Raw genomic sequence first — 1,131 nt, 5'->3', positions numbered from 1 at the left:
TGATATCCCAACTCCACACCTGGTTGGGTGCCGTGGCCTTGTAGCTTTGGGGCTTGGCGATCTTCCGTGGTAGCTGCGCCTTGCCCCGGCGATGGAGTTGATCCGCTTCCCGCAGAATCCGGTAGAAACTGGATTCCGAGGCCAGGTAGATTCCTGCGTCCGCCAGCATCGGTACGATCTGTGACGGTGGCAGGTGCGCATGATCCGGATGATTGCAGATCGCCAGGATCTGCTGCCGTTCCTCTTCGCTCAGCCGGTTGGCCGGGGTGGGGCGAGAGGCTTCAGGACGCCCGTCCTTGCGTACCCGTCCCTGCGCATCCTGCCAACGCTTCAGGGTGCGTGCGGACAACCCCAGCAGGTCGCTGATGCGGGAACGGCGCGCACCGGCCCGTTCTGCTTCTTCCACCAGCTTCAATATCTGTTTGCGATCCGGGCCGCTGGTCATTTTTCCTCGTCCCCCCAGATCGCTTCGAGCTTTTTTGACAGCACCAGCAAGGCTGCGGTCTCGGCCAGAGCCTTCTCCTTGTGGCGAAGTTCCTTCTCCAGATTCCGGATCCGTTTCTCGTCCTTCCTGCGCACTTCCTGAAGGCGCTGGTTCTGCCGACGGTCCCAGTCATTGGCCTGGGCACAGGCTTCACGCCATTGCTGGATCTGGGTCGGGTACAGGCCCCGCTGGCGACAGTATTCGGCAAGCTCCGCTTCATTCATGGCGGCCGTTTCCAGCACGGCGGCAAACTTGTCTGCCGAACTCCATCCCTGCGGGGTGTTGTCCCCATCAGGGAGCAGTCGACCTTCCCGCCGGGCCGCCTTGCGCCAGTTGTACAGTGTGGCCTCCGAGATCCCTTCCTCCTTGGCAATTTGCGGGATCGTCTTCGGATTCGGTGGCAGCATCTTCTTCAGCACCGCCTCTTTACGCTCTTTTGGATAACCCATGGTTCCTCTCGGTTGCCCCCTCGAGATTCCCATTAGAATCCCATAACTGTGGGGAGACAACTATCCTGACAGAGGGGGCAGGGGGTTGAGCGGCGCACCCGGATCGACATCATCTTTGAAAAGGTGGTCACCCACGTAGACGCCGAGATCAAGCAGTGCCCCCAGTGCCGGACACGAAACAAGGGGCCTTTCCCTGCC

At 60.8% G+C, this 1,131-nt stretch carries 2 protein-coding genes; both read right to left on the bottom strand.

The window, feature by feature from the left end; translation table 11 throughout:
* On the bottom strand, nucleotides 1-445 hold a 445-nt coding region (locus ACOCD2_RS21200; protein WP_419601531.1), incomplete at its 3' end, for a helix-turn-helix domain-containing protein.
* Entirely contained in the window at nucleotides 442-933 is a 492-nt protein-coding gene (locus tag ACOCD2_RS21195; protein ID WP_293689336.1) for a transposase, read from the bottom strand. The genes ACOCD2_RS21200 and ACOCD2_RS21195, both read right to left, overlap by 4 nt.
* Nucleotides 934-1,131 lie beyond the last annotated feature (198 nt).

Source organism: Thiolapillus sp. (genome assembly GCF_048562965.1).
In the GTDB taxonomy this organism is placed as follows: domain Bacteria; phylum Pseudomonadota; class Gammaproteobacteria; order Chromatiales; family Chromatiaceae; genus Thiolapillus; species Thiolapillus brandeum_A.
This window is presented reverse-complemented; position numbering and strand designations above follow the sequence as displayed.

Coding starts and splice junctions, on each gene's coding strand:
- ACOCD2_RS21195 (WP_293689336.1), bottom strand. CDS start 933: ATGGGTTATCCAAAAGAGCGTAAAGAGGCGGTGCTGAAGAAGATGCTG.